We start from the raw sequence: 19100 nt of genomic DNA, 5'->3' as shown, positions 1-19100 counted from the left end.
CTCACGTAAAAAGAGGAGTTAGGAAGATTTAACTTCCTAACTCCTCTTTTATATAACTAAGTGTTCGTTACTTGTTGCAGGTCACGATTACGACCAACTAACATCATAGCAACCATACAGACCAGCATAACCGCTACGAAACAAGCAATAAGACTTAATGCAGCTGATACAAAATAATGATCCATAACAAAGCCCGTTAATTTCGGAAACAGCGCACCACCGATTCCGCCGCAGGCTACCAACAAACTTGTTGTCCGTTCTGTCATACCAGAAATACAAGAATTCACATAGACCAACCCTATACCAAAAATTCCTGAGAAACTTAGTCCACTTATCGCTGTCATAATAAGTATTGCCGTTGTTCCTTCAAATAGAGCTACACCAATAAACGCAATAACAGCTCCGCACATGGAGATGACTAAATAACGAATATAACCATAACGATCTGCAAGAATACCACAGAACATCCGGCCAATGACCATAAAGCCCCAGAATAAGCTTAACATCCCTGCTGCACTCGATTCCGATAATGGCGTACGTTCAATTAGAATAGACGGCAAATAGTTAGAGAAACTCATTTCTATACCAACATATAGGAAAAAGAACGCCATTGATATAATTAGAAACGGAATAGCTCTGGATGTATATTTTAACGTAACACCTGCTTCTTTCCGCTCAGCTTTCGTTGGTTGTGCTAATTTATCATCAATATTTTTACCAAACGATAAACATAACCAAAGTAATAGTGTAATGCCACTAATGGCAGTAAGAATAGGGAAAGACCATTCCCAAATATGGTTACGAATTAAAAATGCCGCAGCTAACGGTATAATTAATGCACCTAACCCGAAAAATGTTTCAAGTTTACTCATTGCAGTTGCCTTCGAATCCTTATACAACTCAATAATAAGTGCACCTACAACAGATTCAATCATGCCAAATCCAAAACCTGCGAGTGGAGCAACAATAAGCATCCAATCCCAAGGTAACAACATACTGTACAACGCTTCAGCTAACGTTAATGCTCCCATCGCTACGACAATAGTAAAACGCTTTCCTAATCGAGATGATAACGTAGGACCAAGTAATACACCGACTAGAAAACCAAGAAACTGATTCATGATCCACTGACCACCACTAGCATATGTCACATTATAATGCGTAACAAGCTGTTCTAGAATGGATCCTCCTATAATATGTGCGATACCAATTACTAGATACGATAAACATGATAGCCATAGTATTTTCCTCACCAGTATGACAATCTCCTTTTCAATATAAAACTGAAATAATTAGGATCTTTAAATTAATCGAATAATTTGCGTAACTTGGTCACTTTGCCCCACTTCAATAACATGATGTTGCGCTTTATAGCTTATCGTTCCAGATCCTACTTCAATAACAGATTCTTCTCCTAGTCCATAAAACACATCATCGGCAAGAGCTTCAAGAACTTCATGTTGTTCATCTTCAGAAAGAGCTTCCCATTCAGCAACTTCCATTTCAAAAAAGCGGAAACAATCATGAATTTGACCAACTGCTACCGTTAAATCTTTCAAAATATCATTATATTCTCTTGCATGACGTACACCCATATTATTATTGCCTCCTTGTTATTATTACACCATGTTGAATTAACGTACTTTTCACACGAATTACCTATCCAATGATGATAACATTTTTCACCAAACTGCCTTCCCTATACGGAAGTATTATCGCATATTGAGCTCATCGTGTCTGTACTTTGAGCGTATTTTTAAGGTTGTAATTTTAACTTATTATTATAGTATGAGGAGTCTCTTAACGTTTTATACCATTTTTGAACCTGAGCCATTTCGCCAGTATCATGTGACAAAATAAACTATATATTTCATTTTCCCTTTCTTTCACTAATTAACCTATTCCTAGTAAAATAGTCGCACTTTTAATTATTGTAGGTGTTAAATCTACATATTCCTCTAGTATTTTTAATAATAGTCAGCATATATTGCACAGTAATTAGCTAGATATAAAGTATCTTGTGCGTAACTGGCAAATGCTGTTACTATAGAAAATATAACAAATTAAGTAACATTTACGACATAAATATAGTTATTTTTACGCTCATAATAAATAACTATAACTTCACAATACCCTTTTGACGATAATAGTAGAAGTAGTAATATATCGAATACGGATTAATAGAGGTGTAATATGAAAAATTCGACAGTGCTTGGTTTAATTTTAGGTTTAGCAGCAGTATTAGTAGGTATGATATTAAAGGGCGCAAGTCTAAGTGCATTTCTAAATGGCGCGGCATTTATGATCATTATTGTTGGCACGATAGGAGCAGTAATGGTTGCTTTCCCTTTAAGTGAACTAAGTAAAGTTGGTACACTATTTAAGATATTATTCAAAGAGCGTCCTCTTCCTGAGCGCGAGCAACTTATTAAGCAATTCGTTGAGTGGGCAGGAATTACGCGTCGTGAAGGACTTCTTGCATTAGAAGCTAAAGTTGATGATATCGAAGATGCATTCCTTAAAAATGGTATGCGTATGATTATTGATGGTAACGACCAAGATCTTGTACGTGATGTTTTACTTGAGGATATCTCTGCTACAGAAGAACGCCATAAGTCAGGTGCTTTAATCTTCACTCAAGCAGGTACTTACGCTCCTACGCTAGGGGTTCTAGGCGCAGTAGTAGGTCTAATTGCTGCCTTATCAGACATGAGCGATATGAATAAACTTGCACATGCAATCTCTGCTGCATTTATGGCAACTTTACTAGGTATATTTACAGGTTATGTACTTTGGCATCCAATGGCTAACAAGTTGAAGCGATTGTCAAAGAAAGAAATTCAAATTCGACTAATGATGCTAGAAGGATTGCTTTCTATCCAGTCTGGCGTTTCAACGATTGCTATTGAGCAAAAACTTTCTGTTTATTTGACACCTACTGAACGTAAATTAATGAAACAGAAGGAGGAAGGTGACGTTGAGCAAAAAGCGTAGGCATGAAGATCACGAAGAACATATCGATGAATCTTGGCTCATTCCTTATGCAGATCTTATGACCTTGCTACTTGCCTTGTTCATCGTTCTCTATTCTATGAATGCAGTAGATTCCAAAAAATTTGAAGATTTATCTAACGCCTTTAGTCTTGCGTTAAGCAGTGGTCAAGGCGTACTGGACATGCCTTCTGTAATACAAAAAGGCCCTGATTCAGACCAGAAAGATGGCGGTTCTGCTGAAGATAAAGACTCCATGGCTGAAAAAGAAGAACAGCTAACTGAGGAACAAGTCCAAGAACTACTTGATCAAAGCAAAGTTGAACTAAGTGAGTTGAAAGAAGAACTCGATGAGTATATCGCTTCTAATGGTCTATCGACTAGTTTAGAAACTTCATTAAATATGTCACAATTAGTCATTACGATACGTGATAACGCATTATTCGATTCGGCGGAAGCTACAGTGAATAGTGATGGTAGGAAACTAGCCATCTCCATTGCAAATATGTTAGATGACTATCCTGACTATAACATTATTGTTGCGGGACATACCGATACAACACCTATTCGTAATAATGAGTACCGTTCTAACTGGGATCTAAGTGTGATGCGGGCTGTTCGGTTCATGGATATAATGCTATCTAGCAACGATCTTGATCCAAAACGTTTCAGTGCAGTTGGTTATGGTGAATTCCACCCAGTAGCAGAAAATGATTCTGTAGAAAACAGAGCCAAAAATCGTCGTGTTGAACTTTCTATCGTTCAGAACTATATTGATGAGAACAAACTACAGAGTCTGTCCGTAGAATAGTAATAAAAATGGCGTATATACCGTGTAACCGGTGTATACGCCATTTTCTTATTGCACTGGATTATAATCAATATCTCTGAATAAGATTAGTTTCTCGTCTTCTGTTAAGTCTCTCCACTCGCCTTTAGGCAATTCTGCAAGATGAATATTCATAATACGAATCCGCTTCAATCGCCTAACCTTATACCCAAACGCATCACACATACGTCGAATTTGACGATTACGCCCTTCTGTAAGAATAATCTTAAATGTATGATCACCTATACGAGTCATTTTACAAGGTAGTGTCATGCTACCTAGTATATGGACACCTTCACTCATACCTTTTAAGAAACTATTAGTAACAGGTTTATCCACCGTTACAATATATTCTTTCTCATGCTTGCCTTCAGAACGTAAAATAGGATTTACTACATCTCCGTCATTCGTTAACAGAATAAGCCCTTCTGAATCTTTGTCTAATCTACCAATTGGAAAAATACGCTCACGATGATTGACATAATCAACAATATTACCTTGTATATGAAGTTCTGTCGTACATGTAATCCCTGTAGGCTTATAGAGCGCGATATAGACATGCTTTTTCTGCTCCCCTATTCTACTTCCACTTACACAGACAATGTCGCTAAGGTCGGCCTGACTGCCTAATTCGGCTACTACTCCATTAATCGTCACTTCGCCAGCCTGCACCAGCTTATCAGCCTCTCGTCTTGAACAATAGCCCGTCTCACTAATAAATTTATTGATTCTCAATGATGTCACCTCGTTAATTCACTTAGATAGCTTTTTCTTTGACCAAACTTCAATTTCATCTGATAATACTATGATCAACGGATCTTTGCAAAGTTTTGCTAACTTAAACATTCCAATCGCAATGTCCTTTGCTTGAATAGGTTTGTACTTTCTCATCTTACCCTTAAATAAGAATGGCAGCCAAGTCATCAATTTTGCAGCTATCGATTCACCAAACCTAAATTCATTACGATCTCCAAGTATAAGAGAAGGTCTTACAATAATAAGTTGTGGTAATTGTAATTGCTGTAATTCAACCTCGATTTTTCCTTTCACACGATTATAAAATATTTTAGACTGCTCGTCCGCACTCATCGCCGTTACAACGATAAATTTGCAGCTATTATATAACTTGGCAAGCTTTGCTGTCTCGATCACATAATGGTAATCGACTTTTTCAAATTGCTCTTTGGAGCCAGCTGTCTTAATCGTCGTACCTAAAGCGCAAAATACATCAGCATCCTTAAACCAGTCTTCGGGACACTCATGGATTTGATCAAATTGAATAAGTTGTTGTTCTAAGCGAGGATGAACGATGCTTAGTCTTCGGCGAGCTATAACTGTTACTTTTTCATACTGCTTAGTATTTAGCAACACACGAACTAGTTCTCGTCCCACTAGACCAGTTGCTCCCACGATAACCGCCTTCAATGCCATGTTCACGTCCTTCTTAACACATTATAGAGTTTATAAGCTACTTACATCAGCTAACTCTTCTTCCTGATATGCAGGTAATAATATCTTCACCATCGTTCCTACATTCACTTGACTAGTTAATTCCAGTTGGCCATGATGAGTCTCGATAATCTTCTGACTGACCATCATTCCGAGTCCCGTACCATTCTCTTTCACAGTGAAAAAAGGATCTCCAATACGCTTTAATGTTTCTTCTTCCATCCCAATACCTTCATCAGTAATATGTACACTAATTACTTGGTCACTTCTTAGCACGGCTATATGTACATGCCCTCCGTCAGGCATGGCTTCTATACCATTCTTCAATACATTAATAAATACCTGCTTTAATTGATTTTCTTCACAAGGAATTCGGCAATCATCTTTAGTATAGGTTTCTTTTAATGTAACGTTATGTAATAATGCCTCACTTCCCATTAGAGAAGTCACTTCCGCTAATATATCTCTAACATCTCTCACTTTAAACTTAACTGCCTGTGGCTTTGCTAATATTAGAAATTCACCCACAATAAGATTAATACGATCTAACTCTGATAACATAACTTGTACATGGTCGATATTAAGCCGTTTACTTTGGTTCTGTAATTGTAGAAAACCTCGCAGTGTTGTTAATGGATTACGTATTTCATGAGCTACACCTGCAGCAAGCTGTCCCACCATATTTAGTTTCTCAGATCGCCGTATCAATTCTTCCATCTGATTGCGATGACGCATATCTCTACATACACTAGCAAATCCTGTAATGGTATTAGAATAATCACGGATTGGTGTAATTGTAATACTGACCGGAATAAGGTCTCCATCTTTTGTTCTTCTTAATGTTTCGAAGGAATTAATGATTTCACCACTATGTATTCTCGAAAAAATATCTTCTTTTTCTTTTATAAGATGTTCAGGAACTGTCAGATAACGAGCTCCGATTACCTCTGCCTCCGTATAGCCAAACAACTGCTCGAATGAATTGTTCATCTGATTCATCGTTCCATCAAGATCCATAATATAGATCGCATCAGTTGAATGATTAATAAATGATTCCATATACAATCTCATTCTACGATTTTCATCAAAAGCTGTTCGGAGCTTATTCATATATATGCTTAGATTCTGACTCATCGCATTGATCTTAAATGCTAATAAACCAAATTCGTCCTTTGTTGTAATGGGTATTGGTCGATGAAAGCGAACGGAGCTAACTTCATTTACCTTCCATAATATATCTTTAAGAGGTTGAAGCATTCGTCCAATAAACCAATAACTTATTATGCTAGAAAAAAACACTAAATATATTAGCGTTGCATAGAACAACGAATTGTTATCCCCAAATGTCTCATTATAGACATCTTTATCATAAAGTGTAATTATTCTTATCTCACTTGAGACATTATATCGATAGTCACTTATATAGTAGTTTTTTGATTGATCAGATATTTCCATAAACTGGTATAAGGATTTGGAATCATATTGTTCTTTAGCTATAATAGTATCTGCAGTTGCGAAATGACTAGCAGAATGTAGGATTTCATTTGATGTTGTATTGTAGTACACAACATCTAAAAGGTACGGTTTACCTACACGCACGAAATGATATATTTTATTGAGATCCTGTTTAAAAGTAGGCGATTCAATATCTAAATCTTGATGGATTTTCTCTGATAAAGTAAAACTAGAGCGATAGATCGAATCATAATTTTTTGATTGTTGATTATAACCCCACGCATAATGAAAAACTGCTATTACAGTAGATAATAATACTGCTATAGTAAGACTTAACTTATACTTGATCGACACCCATTTCACATCCTTATATCATTAGGCTTATCCACATTAAATTAACATAATCCACAATTTAATCAACAATAAGTGGACTGTTTGTGAATAAATATGTGGATATAATAAAGTTATCAACAATGTTATGCACAGTATGTTAACAAAAGAATGTTTGTTCGATGTATAAATCCGATTTTTTGTAGATAAAGGAGAAGCATATGTATATTCATGAAGACGAGCGTTGGATGCAAGAAGCCATCGCTGAAGCAAATAAAGCTGAAAAATTAGGCGAAGTACCGATAGGTGCCGTTATTGTCAGAGACGGAGTCATTATCGGTAAAGGTCATAATCTAAGAGAAACACTACATGACCCTACTGCTCATGCAGAAATAATAGCTATTAAAAGAGCAAGTGAACATCTTGATGCTTGGAGGTTGTTGGATTGTACACTCTATGTAACTTTAGAACCTTGTCCAATGTGCGCAGGTGCTATCGTGCAGTCTCGCATAACTAGAGTTGTCTATGGTACTAGTGATCATAAAGCTGGATGTGCGGGGACATTGATGAATTTACTACAAGAGCCCCGTTTCAACCACGAAACGGAGCTCACTAGTGGTATACTTCAAGCAGAGTGTGCTGAATTGTTAAAAGCATTTTTCAAACAATTAAGACTAAGAAGAAAAACTCAGTCGCTATAATTAGCTTATACTATTGTTCAAATGATTATATGATTCTGGCAAATAGTTCTCTTGTCGTTCAATATATTGTAAAGCAACAATAAGTTGATCAGCTTCTTCACTAATTGCTATAACATCTGGATCAGTAAAACTACCCTTTGCCTCAGCAATTTCATACAACTTGTGACGAAGCGACTGTAGCTGTATCATTAATTGTTTTTTTTCCATAGTTCGCTTCGTGTCACACTCCCTTTTCAAACGTTTGAATAACTTGTACACCTATTATAACGATTCTGACGAACTTTGTTTGTTATATGTTGTCGATACTCTTTTACAAAATAAAGTTATTTAACGACAATAGTTGTGATAATATCTCAAATTATATCGCTTTTTTCCTAATAAATACAATCGTTAATAAGTCCTATATTAATATCTATTCTCTTTACACAAAAAAAGGTGTATTTTAGCCATTCAAATGGGGATTTTTAACTAATATTATAACCTTTTTCAAATTTATGTACACATAATTTTAAGGTTTCGACTACATCTTAATTTAACCAACAATATTCTACATTTTTCGCATATATATCTTTCATATAAGAAACGCTCAAGCGACTCGCTTGAGCGTTTTGTACTATTTAGGCATTGTACGTTTAACCTGGATAACATTGAACTGCTTAGCTGATATACAAGCCCTACAGGGGTAGCACAAAAAGCAGACGTTGATAACGATGACTAACTTCCTAGGTTATTCAGTATCGAATATGAAGCGAACTTGGAAAGTACGAGACTCGCGTACCCATTACGTACACTGAAGCTTCCTCTTTCCAGATGATCGCACAAAAAAACGCTCAAGCTTAGCGCTTGAGCGTGTCGTGTAAGTAGTGGAGGAGAGGAAGGGATTCGAACCCTTGTGAGTTTGACCTCTAACGGTTTTCAAGACCGCCCCGTTATGACCGCTTCGGTACCTCTCCAAGAAAGTAATTCATTTGCTGACAAGAGATATCTTATCACAGATTGAAGGGGGTTTGCAACCCCCTTTTAAAACTTTTTTTATTTTATTTAAAAGAAATCTTTTCTGCGCCACCCATATAAGGACGAAGTACCTCTGGAATTACGATAGAACCGTCCTCTTGCTGGTAATTTTCAAGTATTGCAGCTACTGTACGACCGATTGCAAGACCTGATCCGTTCAATGTATGAACGAACTCTGCTTTGCTCTTCGGCTCAGGACGATACTTAATACCTGCACGACGTGCTTGGAAATCTTCAAAGTTAGAACAAGAAGAAATTTCGCGGTACGTATTCGCACTAGGTATCCAAACCTCGATATCATATGTTTTCGCCGAAGCAAAGCCAATATCACCAGTACAAAGTGTAACCACTCGATATGGCAAGTCTAATAGTTGTAGAACCTTCTCAGCGTCTTGTAGCAGGCTCTCTAGCTCTGCATAAGAATCTTCAGGCTTAACAATTTTAACTAGCTCTATTTTATTGAATTGATGCTGACGAATTAATCCACGTGTATCACGACCTGCTGATCCTGCTTCAGAACGGAAACAAGCACTGAATGCAACGAACTTAGCTGGCAATGTTTGTGGATCCAATATTTCATCGCGATAAATATTAGTAACTGGTACTTCTGCTGTTGGAATCAGGTAATAATCTGAATCAGCAATTTTAAACAGATCCTCTTCAAACTTAGGAAGTTGACTAGTACCAATTAGGCTATCACGATTAACGATGTAAGGAGGTAGAATTTCTTCATAGCCATGTTTATCGCTGTGAAGATCCATCATAAAGCTCATTAACGCACGCTCTAGACGAGCTCCTAGACCGCGATAGAACACAAAGCGAGAACCTGTTACTTTTGCTGCACGCTCAAAATCAAGAATCGCTAGGTCTGCCGCAAGATCATAATGTGCTTTCGGCTCATAAGGGAAGACTTTCGGTTCACCTACACGACGAATTTCAATATTGTCATCCTCTGATGCTCCGATAGGTACAGATGCATTAGGAATATTCGGAATAGCCAATAAGACATCATTAACTTGCGCATCAATAATACGAAGCTCATCATCAAGTTCTTTAATACGATCGCCAACTTCACGCATTTCTACGATTAAGCTTTGCGCATCTCCACCACTTTTTTTGATTTTAGCAACTTCTTGTGATACGGTATTACGTCTGCTTTTCAATAATTCTGTATCTTGAATCAATTCACGACGTTTTTGATCTAGCGCAGGGAATTGTACAATTAGATCTATTGAAGCGTTACGATTGTGTAATGCTGCTTCAACTTGAGCATAATCTGTACGAAGTAATTTAACATCTAACACGAGTGGTAAGCTCCTCTCTTTTAAAGAACCATAGCGGTTGCTATGGTTCAGTTACAATTTATACATCAATGGATTGAGCTGATTTAACCATTTCCACAAAATAAGCATGTAGTTGATAGTCATCAGTTAACTCCGGATGGAATGAACAAGCAAGAAGATTACCTTCTCTAGCTGTTACAATCTCTCCATTATATAACGATAACACTTCAACTGCTGGTCCTACTTGCGAGATTAACGGAGCTCTTATAAATACTGCTGTAATCGGTTTATCAATACCCTTTACAGGTAATTGTGTTTCAAAGCTTTCTCTTTGTCTGCCAAACGCATTACGGGCAACTGTCATATCCATAAGCTGAAGATGTGCATCCTCTTGTCCATCGATTCGATCTGCGAGAACAATTAGCCCTGCGCATGTACCGAATAATGGTTTACCTTCTTTATGAAATTGACGTAACGCATCAATAAAACCATAGTTACGCATCAGTTTCCCGATTGTAGTACTTTCGCCACCAGGAATGACAATCCCATCTAGCTCAGCAAGTTGCTCCACACGTTTAACAGCTACCGCCTCAGCACCTGCAGACTCAAGACTGCGTATATGCTCAGCAACTGCACCTTGAAGAGCTAAAACTCCAATCTTCATATCCAAATTCCTCCCTAGTTTCGCAAAGGCCGATCTAACCTATTACTAGGTCAAATCGGCGCTTAGGGTTTATCTATGTTAGATTCCGCGATCTTGCATACGTTCTGATGAATGAAGCTTAGAAATTTCAATACCTTTCATCGGTGCTCCAAGGTTTTTGGATACTTCAGCGATTAATTTATAATCTTGGTAATGAGTTGTAGCTTCAACGATTGCACGGGCGAATTTCTCAGGGTTTTCTGATGTGAAAATACCAGATCCTACAAATACGCCGTCAGCACCAAGCTCCATCATTAATGCAGCATCAGCTGGTGTAGCTACACCACCTGCAGCAAAGTTAACAACTGGAAGCTTACCACTTACATGTACGCCTAGAAGTAATTCATAAGGCACACCTAGTACTTTTGCTTCATTATATAATTCATCTTTAGATAGAGATTGTATTTTACGGATTTGACCGTTAATTAGACGTAGATGACGAACCGCTTCAACAATGTTACCTGTTCCTGGCTCACCTTTCGTACGAAGCATAGCTGCACCTTCTTGAATACGACGAAGCGCTTCACCAAGGTCTTTAGCTCCACATACGAATGGAACAGTATATTCATGTTTACTAATATGGAAAACTTCATCAGCTGGAGTAAGAACTTCACTTTCATCGATGTAATCAACACCCATAGATTCTAAAACTCTTGCTTCAACGATATGACCGATACGTGCTTTTGCCATTACTGGAATAGATACAACTTTCATAACTTGTTCAACGATTGTTGGGTCAGCCATACGAGCAACGCCGCCTGCAGCACGAATCTCAGAAGGAACGCGTTCTAATGCCATAACCGCTGTTGCACCTGCTGCTTCAGCAATTTTAGCTTGTTCAGCGCTCATAACGTCCATAATGACGCCGCCTTTTTGCATTTCCGCCATACCACTTTTTACTCGAAAAGTACCTGTTTCCATTGTAAATACTCCTCCTATATTCATTTATGTGAATTATAATAACCGTTGTTGCTCTAAGCTTTGATTGTACATTAATGCAAGCACTAAAGGCAAGTACATATTTCCCTGTAATCAACTCGGATTAAAAGATGTTCATAATACTATCGAATAGATCGGAGAAGAAATTACCTAATCCACGGAAGAATAACTTAAACCAAGATGCTTTTTCTGCATCTTCTGTCGTAAGTAAGTCAACTTGATATTGTAGTTCTTTTCCTGAGGGATCCATAAACTTGTAGTTTAATGTACCTACTTTTGTACCAGCAGCAATCGGTGCAATAAGTTCGTCTTCCGCCATAATATCTGCGCTTACTAGTTCAACTTTAGCTTCAGTACCTTTGCTCGTTAGAACAGTAACATCAGAACCTGTAACAACAGGAATAGCTTTTTCTACACCTTTTTTTATATTAACCTTTTCATAACCTTCTACTACACTTTTTGGTGCAATAACTGTTTTCTTTTCAAACGTTGCAAATGCATGGTTATATAATGAAGCTGTCTCTAAGAAACGAGCATCTTTTGAACGAGTATCCATAACAACACTAATGTAACGAACTCCATCACGCTCTACTGTACCAGCAAAGTTATAACCAGCTGCGCTTATAAAACCTGTTTTAAGTCCATCAACGCCTTCATAAGCAAGATGCTTCAGGCCTGACTTATTCGTATTAACACCAAGCATATAGTTAAAATTAATAATTGGAGCAGTATCACGCTCACGGAATTGATATTCTTGCATGCCAGAATATTTCAAGAAATCTGGGCACTCAATTAGAATCGTACGAGCTAACGAAACGACATCACGAGCAGACATCATTGTAGAATCTTCAAGACCTGTCACACTTGTAAACACTGCAGATGTAAGTCCAAGTTGATCAGCAGTTTCATTCATTCGGTCAATAAAAGCTTGAATACTACCTTCAACCGCAATTGCTAAAGCTTTTGTAGCGTCATTAGCTGAACCTACTGCCATCGCAATATATAATTCTTCAACGGTATGTTGATCGCCAGTAGCCAAATAAATTTGTGATTCTGAAGGGTGAGTATCTGATGCCTCAGGTGTTACAGTGATGATTTGGTCCCAAGCCAATCGACCATTCTCGATTTCTTTCATTACGATATATTCTGTCATTAGTTTAGTCATGCTTGCGATCGGTAATGCCTCATCGGGATTAACTTCATACATCACTTGTCCGGTTTCAAATTCAATTAAAAGTGCAGATTTCACTTGTAATCCTAGTGCATTATCTGTACTTGGTCGATCATTATAACCGACAGCCCCTACTTGTTGTCCTCCGACTGTAAGCGAAGAAATACAAAGTAAAGTACAAAGTATTATAATCGAAAGTAATCGAATTTTCCCCATTTTCTTGAACACCTAAATTCCCCTTTTCTCATTGATTTATACTAAATTATTGTATCATAATTTCAGCATCGAGTTAAACTTTTTGCTGAATCAGGTCGAATATACCAATAAAGCAAAAAACCAGAGACTATATATCTTAATTGATACATAATCTCTGGTTCTCATTTAATTGATGTTATAGTGGAAGCTCAAAAAGTGACCTTTTTGAACAACATTTTATAGTGAGTAGTTTGGAGCTTCTTTCGTGATTTGTACATCATGTGGATGACTTTCACGCAAGCCAGCACCAGTAATACGAATAAATTGTGTATCATTACGAAGCTCGTCCAATGAAGATGTACCACAATAACCCATACCAGAACGTAATCCACCTAGTAATTGATGAACAGTATCTGCTAAAGGACCTTTGTAAGCTACACGACCTTCGATACCTTCTGGTACAAGTTTATTTTCATTCTCTTGGAAGTAACGATCTTTAGATCCTTCTTTCATCGCTCCAAGTGAACCCATACCGCGGTATACTTTATAGCTACGACCTTGGAAGATTTCAGTTTCTCCTGGACTTTCAGCAGTTCCTGCGAACAAACTACCGATCATAATACAGTTTGCACCAGCAGCAATAGCTTTCGTAATATCGCCAGAATATTTAATACCACCATCAGCGATAATTGGTACACCATATTCACGAGCAACAGATGCACAATCATAAATTGCAGTAATTTGAGGAACACCGATACCTGCAATAATACGAGTTGTACAAATAGAACCAGGGCCAATACCTACTTTAACAACAGAAGCACCAGCTTCTATAAGATCGCGAGTTGCCTCACCAGTAGCTACGTTACCTGCAATAATTGTTAGGTCAGGATAAGCTGATCTAAGACTTCTTACAGCGTTTGCGATATTAATATGGTGTCCGTGAGCAGAGTCTACTACAAGTACATCTGCACCAGCAGCTACAAGCGCTGCTGCACGTTCATTTGTATCTTTAGAAATACCAATTGCCGCACCACACAGTAGACGACCTTGACTATCTTTAGCAGCATTAGGGAATTGAATAGCTTTCTCAATATCTTTAATTGTAATAAGGCCTTTCAGTACGTTAGCCTCATCGACAAGTGGAAGTTTCTCGATTTTATGCTGTTGAAGAATACCCTCTGCATCTTGCAAAGTAGTTCCAACAGGAGCTGTAACTAACTCATCATGAGTCATAACTTCTTTAATTTTAATAGAGAAGTCATGAACAAAACGTAAATCACGATTTGTTAAGATACCAACAAGTTTTTTGTCTTCATCAACGATAGGCACACCAGAAATACGATATTTACCCATCAACTCTTCAGCATCATATACATGATGATCAGGAGTTAGTGAGAATGGATTAGTGATAACTCCACTTTCCGAACGTTTAACACGATCTACCTCTTCAGCTTGTTGAGCTATAGTCATGTTTTTGTGAATAATACCGATTCCACCCTCACGAGCGATTGCAATCGCCAAAGCAGACTCCGTTACGGTATCCATTCCTGCACTAATCAAAGGAATATTAAGTTTTACAGTATCGCTCAGACGAACAGATACATTAACAGCTCTTGGTAGTATTTCAGATTTGCGCGGAACAAGCAATACGTCGTCAAACGTTAGCCCTTCTTTAGCGAATTTATTTTCCCACACGAGTATGTTCCTCCCTTATTTTTTATGTCTCTCTGATGTATATTATTGCAATGATATCACTTGATATAAGGGGTGTCAATGTAATACAGACGGTGTAAAACCCATCAAATGCCACTTATTGAATTGACGAAATCATCAATTTATTAGAAAAAATCAGATAAGTATGAAGTTTGTTCGGATATACGATTTTGAAAGCGATTTACTTTTGCTTTATTTCCGCTTATACGGCCGAATTTCTTAAGTGCTTCCAACTTTTGATAATTCAATAATGTAGCTGTTAACGCTCCGATATCAATCTTAAGATCAGATTCAATGTCTTCTGCTTCAATTAACCGTTCTACATGAGCTACTCCATCAGTTTCAATGTGTAGCTTAAAAACTCCAGCGTTCCATGTTGCATATTCATCTGTGATTTCAATAGTAAACGTGTCACTATGATCAGCAGTTACAAATGGATATAGACTTATAAACGATTCAAAATCAACAATTCTAGCCATAAAGTATGGTACTATCTCTTGTTTTAGACGAGGATTATCGATTCTAAATGTGAAAGTATCATCACTTGGTGCGGTCCACTTTACAACCTCTAGCATAGAATCATGTTGTGCGATAAAATACCATAATTCATTCTCCGCATTTGCAGTAACTGCAACAAGCTCATGAATAGTCATAACATTATTAATAATATTATAAAGCACATACCCTTCAGCTTTTCCTTCATCAGAGCGATAAATTGCCTTAAAACCTGTCTTACGAGTTGCAATTCTTTTTTTCCACCAATCCAAATCACGTTGAAGCATGCCATTAAACTTCGCAGCGTAGCACTCATATACAGGAAGTAGTTCATCATAATTATTTACTCTACTAACTTTTCCTATCCGTTCCCGAAGACGTTCTTTTCTTAATATTGACGTTAAATGCTCAGAATTCATCTCATACCGTTTGTATTCAATATAAGTTTCCCAGCCATACTTCCGATAAAAAGCAAACGAAAATGGATGTAACATAGAAATTGTTTCACCATTTGAGCGCATTTCTTGCAATAACTTCTCAATAATTGTAGCTACGTAGCCGTTTCTTCTCTGCTCTGGAGCAGTACATACTCCTGCCACTCCACCCATTTTCATTAGTTTTCCACCAACATGTATATTCAAATGCAATAAACTTGCTTGCGCACATAATTCATCTTCTTCAAATACACCATAACGATCCTCAAGATCACTATCAAATCTATCCCTACGCTCTTCGATTTGTTCAGGAGACAATGGATATTGGAAGGAATACGAAGCCAAATTTACACTTTGCTCAAAATCACTAACAATCAATTTCCTAAGAATAATATCTGACATTCATACAACCTCCTCTATAATTAGGAGTATTATACAGAGTACACAATCAATTAGCAATATTTTCATCATTAATTTGTATTTAAGCAGATTAAGCAAATAGCCGAATGTGCTGCAGTAAGTATTGTGTGTTGTGATGTGTAACGTACTGTGTACGACATTCGTACACCAGCAATAAAACGTTTCTGTAAGAAACATTCTACTTTATCTTTTATCTATCTCTCCATGAATGTCCTTTTCAACGTTGAATCTGTTTCAAAGCATAGAATTATTATTGATAATCCTTTTGCTCCACCTTAAATATGGTTACTTCTAGCTTATAACGTCTCTGCACAAAAAAATTATTATGAAGTCAGTAATGCGAAAAGCAGATTGTATTGTTGCGTTGTGTGTTGTTTGTTGTGTTGTGCTGTGTTGTATTGTCATTTATGTTGTGCTGTGTACGACACTCGTACACTAGCAATAAAACGTTTCTGCAAGAAACATACCGATTATGCTCTTCCTTAGCTTCAATGAACAACCTGTCCAACCCCGAATAAGCTTGAAAGCCGGCTTCTTGAACAGCGCTCTTCTTCCTGCTCCACCTCAAGGAATGTTACTTCTCGGGCATATAACGTGTCAGCACCAAGAAGAGGACATGAAGTTAGGGACGTGAAGCACGGAATGTACGGACTTGGTACATGAGTACTGGAACGAGCGATGAATGGCCTCTTCGCCGTCGAATCAACTTCGTCAGCTTAATCAGCGTGATCACACGTTAAAACGCACAAAAAAGCCCACTGCATTATGCAATGGGCTTATCCGTGCTTGGCGACGTCCTACTCTCCCAGGACCCTGCGGTCCAAGTACCATCGGCGCTGAAAGGCTTAACGGTCGTGTTCGAGATGGGTACGCGTGGTTCCCTTTCGCCGTCATCACCAAACGTCTTACTAGAGCTTGCGCCCTCAAAACTGGATAGGAAAGGTAAAACTCCAAAGTGATGCTTGTATCAATGTACTTTTCTTGCTTGCGCTTGAAAAGATTGTTAGGATAAGCCCTCGACCGATTAGTATTCGTCAGCTACATGTATTGCTACACTTACACCCCGAACCTATCAACCTCGTCGTCTTCAAGGGGTCTTACTAATTGGGAAATCTCATCTTGAAGGGGGCTTCACGCTTAGATGCTTTCAGCGTTTATCCCGTCCGTACTTAGCTACCCAGCTATGCTTCTGGCGAAACAACTGGTACACCAGCGGTACGTCCATCCCGGTCCTCTCGTACTAAGGACAGCTCTTCTCAAATTTCCTGCGCCCGCGACAGATAGGGACCGAACTGTCTCACGACGTTCTGAACCCAGCTCGCGTACCGCTTTAATGGGCGAACAGCCCAACCCTTGGGACCTACTTCAGCCCCAGGATGCGATGAGCCGACATCGAGGTGCCAAACCTCCCCGTCGATGTGGACTCTTGGGGGAGATAAGCCTGTTATCCCCAGGGTAGCTTTTATCCGTTGAGCGATGGCCCTTCCATGCGGTACCACCGGATCACTAAGCCCGACTTTCGTCCCTGCTCGACTTGTAGGTCTCGCAGTCAAGCTCCCTTTTGCCTTTGCACTCTTCGAATGATTTCCAACCATTCTGAGGGAACCTTTGGGCGCCTCCGTTACTCTTTAGGAGGCGACCGCCCCAGTCAAACTGCCCACCTGACACGGTCCCTCTACCCGATTCAGGGTAGCAGGTTAGAACTCCGATACGATCAGGGTGGTATCCCAACGTCGCCTCCTCACAAGCTGGCGCTCATGACTCAAAGGCTCCCACCTATCCTGTACAGATCGTACCAAAGTTCAATATCAAGTTGCAGTAAAGCTCCATGGGGTCTTTCCGTCTTGTCGCGGGTAACCTGCATCTTCACAGGTATTAAAATTTCACCGGATCTCTCGTTGAGACAGCGCCCAATTCGTTACGCCATTCGTGCGGGTCAGAATTTACCTGACAAGGAATTTCGCTACCTTAGGACCGTTATAGTTACGGCCGCCGTTTACTGGGGCTTCGGTTCATAGCTTCGGGTTACCCCTAACCACTCCCCTTAACCTTCCAGCACCGGGCAGGCGTCAGCCCGTATACTTCGTCTTACGACTTCGCACAGACCTGTGTTTTTGCTAAACAGTCGATTGGGCCTTTTCACTGCGGCCCCCTCGGGCTATTAACCCTACCGGGGCACCCCTTCTCCCTAAGTTACGGGGTCATTTTGCCGAGTTCCTTAACGAGAGTTCTTCCGCGCGCCTTAGCATGCTCTGCTCGCCTACCTGTGTCGGTTTGCGGTACGGGCACCTATACCTAACTAGAGGCTTTTCTTGACAGCCGGAGCTCATGACCTTCGCTACTATAATTTTCGCTCCCCATCGCAGCCCAGCCTTATAGCCGACGGATTTTCCTATCGACAAGCCTCACTACTTAGACGGACTATTCCATCAGTCCGCGTCACTACCCTTCTGTGTCACCCCATTGCTCAAACGGTTTTCGGTGGTACAGGAATTTCAACCTGTTGTCCTTCCACTACGCCTTTCGGCCTCGCGTTAGGTCCCGACTTACCCTGAGAGGACGAGCCTTCCTCAGGAACCCTTAGGCTTACGGCGGACAAGATTCTCACTTGTCTTTTCGTTACTCATACCGGCATTCTCACTTGAATACTGTCCACCAGTCCTTACGGTCTGACTTCAACCTATATTCAACGCTCCCCTACCCAAGTACCATAAGGTACATGCCATAGCTTCGGTGGTGTGTTTAGCCCCGTTACATTTTCGGCGCAGAGTCACTCGACCAGTGAGCTATTACGCACTCTTTAAATGGTGGCTGCTTCTAAGCCAACATCCTGGTTGTCTGTGCAACTCCACATCCTTTCCCACTTAACACACACTTGGGGACCTTAGCTGATGATCTGGGCTGTTTCCCTCTTGACAATGGATCTTAGCACTCACTGTCTGACTCCCGGATAACATGTCTGTGGCATTCGGAGTTTG

The 19100-nt window shown here is 39.2% G+C and carries 15 protein-coding genes, 1 tRNA gene and 2 rRNA genes (1 of these 18 cut by a window edge); 3 read left to right on the top strand and 15 right to left on the bottom strand.

Annotation, left to right across the window (positions count from 1 at the left end):
* Nucleotides 1-56 precede the first annotated feature (56 nt).
* The gene (locus NAG76_07305) at nt 57-1253 is read right to left on the bottom strand and encodes an MFS transporter (GenBank protein URN96028.1); all 1197 of its coding nucleotides are present in this window, start codon (nt 1251-1253) and stop codon (nt 57-59) included.
* A gap of 48 nt (nt 1254-1301) precedes the next feature.
* On the bottom strand, nt 1302-1595 hold the full coding sequence (locus NAG76_07300; GenBank protein URN96027.1) for a hypothetical protein: 294 nt from the start codon (nt 1593-1595) through the stop codon (nt 1302-1304).
* A gap of 598 nt (nt 1596-2193) precedes the next feature.
* Between NAG76_07300 and motA the strand changes: the two genes are divergently transcribed.
* Both motA and NAG76_07290 read left to right on the top strand, forming a co-directional pair.
* Complete coding sequence (gene motA, locus NAG76_07295; protein ID URN96026.1) at nt 2194-2994, top strand: flagellar motor stator protein MotA; 801 nt, start codon at nt 2194-2196, stop codon at nt 2992-2994.
* Entirely contained in the window at nt 2978-3802 is an 825-nt protein-coding gene (locus NAG76_07290) for an OmpA family protein (GenBank protein URN96025.1), read from the top strand. Before motA ends, NAG76_07290 begins: the two co-directional genes overlap by 17 nt.
* 48 nt (nt 3803-3850) lie before the next feature.
* Here NAG76_07290 and NAG76_07285 read toward each other — a convergent pair whose 3' ends face one another.
* Genes NAG76_07285 through NAG76_07275 form a run of 3 tightly spaced genes read right to left on the bottom strand, consistent with a single transcriptional unit; the run spans nt 3851 to nt 7078 of the window.
* Nucleotides 3851-4555, bottom strand: a complete 705-nt coding sequence (locus NAG76_07285) for a pseudouridine synthase (GenBank protein ID URN96024.1) — start codon at nt 4553-4555, stop codon at nt 3851-3853.
* A gap of 18 nt (nt 4556-4573) precedes the next feature.
* The gene (locus NAG76_07280) at nt 4574-5251 is read right to left on the bottom strand and encodes an oxidoreductase (protein URN96023.1); all 678 of its coding nucleotides are present in this window, start codon (nt 5249-5251) and stop codon (nt 4574-4576) included.
* Nucleotides 5252-5281: 30 nt separating this feature from the next.
* Nucleotides 5282-7078 carry a PAS domain S-box protein gene (locus NAG76_07275; GenBank protein ID URN96022.1) on the bottom strand — a complete coding sequence of 599 codons (1797 nt, stop codon included), beginning with the start codon at nt 7076-7078 and terminating at the stop codon, nt 5282-5284.
* A gap of 197 nt (nt 7079-7275) precedes the next feature.
* Between NAG76_07275 and tadA the strand changes: the two genes are divergently transcribed.
* Nucleotides 7276-7755: a tRNA adenosine(34) deaminase TadA gene (tadA, locus tag NAG76_07270; protein ID URN96021.1), complete on the top strand. Its 480-nt coding sequence runs from the start codon at nt 7276-7278 to the stop codon at nt 7753-7755.
* Here the strand turns inward: tadA and NAG76_07265 are convergent, their stop codons facing one another.
* From NAG76_07265 to NAG76_07220, 10 genes are all read right to left on the bottom strand, one after another.
* The gene (locus NAG76_07265) at nt 7756-7962 is read right to left on the bottom strand and encodes an aspartyl-phosphate phosphatase Spo0E family protein (GenBank protein ID URN96020.1); all 207 of its coding nucleotides are present in this window, start codon (nt 7960-7962) and stop codon (nt 7756-7758) included.
* A 657-nt stretch (nt 7963-8619) separates the two neighbouring features.
* Nucleotides 8620-8708 (bottom strand) — tRNA-Ser (locus tag NAG76_07260).
* A gap of 84 nt (nt 8709-8792) precedes the next feature.
* Nucleotides 8793-10073 (bottom strand): serine--tRNA ligase, encoded by a 1281-nt coding sequence (gene serS, locus NAG76_07255; protein ID URN96019.1) that lies wholly within the window; start codon nt 10071-10073, stop codon nt 8793-8795.
* A 58-nt stretch (nt 10074-10131) separates the two neighbouring features.
* Nucleotides 10132-10716 carry a pyridoxal 5'-phosphate synthase glutaminase subunit PdxT gene (pdxT, locus tag NAG76_07250; protein URN96018.1) on the bottom strand — a complete coding sequence of 195 codons (585 nt, stop codon included), beginning with the start codon at nt 10714-10716 and terminating at the stop codon, nt 10132-10134.
* Between the two features lie 78 nt (nt 10717-10794).
* Nucleotides 10795-11676, bottom strand: coding sequence for a pyridoxal 5'-phosphate synthase lyase subunit PdxS (gene pdxS, locus NAG76_07245; GenBank protein ID URN96017.1), 882 nt, complete (start codon nt 11674-11676; stop codon nt 10795-10797).
* Nucleotides 11677-11797: 121 nt separating this feature from the next.
* Nucleotides 11798-13081 (bottom strand): D-alanyl-D-alanine carboxypeptidase, encoded by a 1284-nt coding sequence (locus NAG76_07240; GenBank protein URN96016.1) that lies wholly within the window; start codon nt 13079-13081, stop codon nt 11798-11800.
* A 216-nt stretch (nt 13082-13297) separates the two neighbouring features.
* Complete coding sequence (gene guaB / locus NAG76_07235) at nt 13298-14755, bottom strand: IMP dehydrogenase (GenBank protein URN96015.1); 1458 nt, start codon at nt 14753-14755, stop codon at nt 13298-13300.
* Nucleotides 14756-14898: 143 nt separating this feature from the next.
* Nucleotides 14899-16104, bottom strand: coding sequence for a GNAT family N-acetyltransferase (locus NAG76_07230; GenBank protein URN96014.1), 1206 nt, complete (start codon nt 16102-16104; stop codon nt 14899-14901).
* A gap of 802 nt (nt 16105-16906) precedes the next feature.
* Nucleotides 16907-17023 (bottom strand): 5S ribosomal RNA (gene rrf, locus NAG76_07225).
* A 103-nt stretch (nt 17024-17126) separates the two neighbouring features.
* Nucleotides 17127-19100, bottom strand: a 23S ribosomal RNA gene (locus NAG76_07220); it runs 957 nt beyond the window's last position.

Source organism: Candidatus Pristimantibacillus lignocellulolyticus (genome assembly GCA_023639215.1).
Taxonomy (GTDB): domain Bacteria; phylum Bacillota; class Bacilli; order Paenibacillales; family Paenibacillaceae; genus Pristimantibacillus; species Pristimantibacillus lignocellulolyticus.
Note: the sequence above shows the minus strand (reverse complement) of the source record. Positions and strands in the feature narration are given on the sequence as shown.

Bases quoted from the DNA above. Each gene is read 5' to 3' on its own strand.
- NAG76_07300 (URN96027.1), bottom strand. From the start codon at position 1,595: ATGGGTGTACGTCATGCAAGAGAATATAATGATATTTTGAAAGATTTA.
- motA (URN96026.1), top strand. From the start codon at position 2,194: ATGAAAAATTCGACAGTGCTTGGTTTAATTTTAGGTTTAGCAGCAGTA.
- NAG76_07280 (URN96023.1), bottom strand. From the start codon at position 5,251: ATGGCATTGAAGGCGGTTATCGTGGGAGCAACTGGTCTAGTGGGACGA.
- tadA (URN96021.1), top strand. From the start codon at position 7,276: ATGTATATTCATGAAGACGAGCGTTGGATGCAAGAAGCCATCGCTGAA.
- NAG76_07265 (URN96020.1), bottom strand. From the start codon at position 7,962: ATGGAAAAAAAACAATTAATGATACAGCTACAGTCGCTTCGTCACAAG.
- pdxT (URN96018.1), bottom strand. From the start codon at position 10,716: ATGAAGATTGGAGTTTTAGCTCTTCAAGGTGCAGTTGCTGAGCATATA.
- pdxS (URN96017.1), bottom strand. From the start codon at position 11,676: ATGGAAACAGGTACTTTTCGAGTAAAAAGTGGTATGGCGGAAATGCAA.
- NAG76_07240 (URN96016.1), bottom strand. From the start codon at position 13,081: ATGGGGAAAATTCGATTACTTTCGATTATAATACTTTGTACTTTACTT.
- NAG76_07230 (URN96014.1), bottom strand. From the start codon at position 16,104: ATGTCAGATATTATTCTTAGGAAATTGATTGTTAGTGATTTTGAGCAA.